Raw genomic sequence first — 1,026 nt, forward strand, 5'->3', positions numbered from 1 at the left:
GAGCAGGCTCGGCAACAGCAGGAACATCGTGTTCGTCATCGAGATGAACTTGAACCCCTCCGCGATCCCCGGGTCGAGGTACTGGTGGTGGATCCCGACCGGGGTCGACAGCAGGAGGAACAGCACGAAGACGACGCGCGCGAGCGGGTCGCTGAACAGCCGCCCGCCGGCGATCTTCGGGAGGACAGTGTACCACAGCAGGTACGCCGGCATCAGCCAGAAGTACACCACCGGGTGGCCGAAGAACCAGAACAGCGTCCGGGTGAGCGTCGGGTTCACCTGGTCGATGAAGCCGAGCGACCACGGTAAAAGAAAGAGGAGCACCGACGCCGCGACCGCCGACGAGGCGATGTACCACATCGCCATCGTCGTCAGCACCATGAACGTCTGCAGCGGGATTCGTTCGTCGGGGTGGTCGCGCCGCCACGCGAGGAACGTCCGGAACCAGTCGGCCCCGGCGATCCATGAGCCGACGATGAAGACGGCGAGGCCGGCGTAGAACAGGGGGTGCGCCTGCAGCGGTGCGTAGAAGGTGAACAGGACGTCCGCGCTCATGTCGAGCGCGGGGAAAAAGCCGGCGAGGATCGAGACGCCGGTCATCGTCATCCCGACCGCCATGATCGCGTACCACGTCCACGTGATCCGGATGTCGATGAGTGGTCGGTTGAGGCTGCGCGTCACCGCCCACGTGAATAGCCCGACGAGGAAGAAGATCGTGAAACTGATCACCATGAAGACGCCGTGGGCGGTCAGTACGGTGTAGTAGTCGGTCGACGGAATGATCCGCGCCACGTCAGTCCGGTGGAGCGTCTGGACGATCCCGAAGACCGCGCCGAGCGTCAGCGCGAAGAAGGAACTGAGGAGGGCGGCGCGGACGACGCGCGCCTCGTCGGGGAACTCGTCGACAAAGGAGCGCTCGGCCTCGATAGCCTCGCTCACGCGCCGTCACCCCCGTCGTTCCGCTCGTCGAACTCGGCCTGGCTGACGACGTTCACCTTCCCCTCCATCACGTGGTGGCCGGCGCCG

The 1,026-nt window shown here is 65.3% G+C and carries 1 protein-coding gene and 1 pseudogene; both read right to left on the bottom strand.

Features of this window, described 5'->3' with window-relative positions; genetic code table 11:
• A partial coding sequence (locus ACFQMF_RS14785; RefSeq protein WP_379792173.1) for a cbb3-type cytochrome c oxidase subunit I occupies positions 1 to 939 on the bottom strand: 939 nt, incomplete at its 3' end.
• Positions 936 to 1,026, bottom strand: a pseudogene (locus ACFQMF_RS14790) (cytochrome C oxidase subunit II); the annotation flags it as partial. The pseudogene ACFQMF_RS14790 and the gene ACFQMF_RS14785, both read right to left, overlap by 4 nt.

It is taken from the genome of Halorubrum rutilum, from assembly GCF_042665015.1.
Classification (GTDB): domain Archaea; phylum Halobacteriota; class Halobacteria; order Halobacteriales; family Haloferacaceae; genus Halorubrum; species Halorubrum rutilum.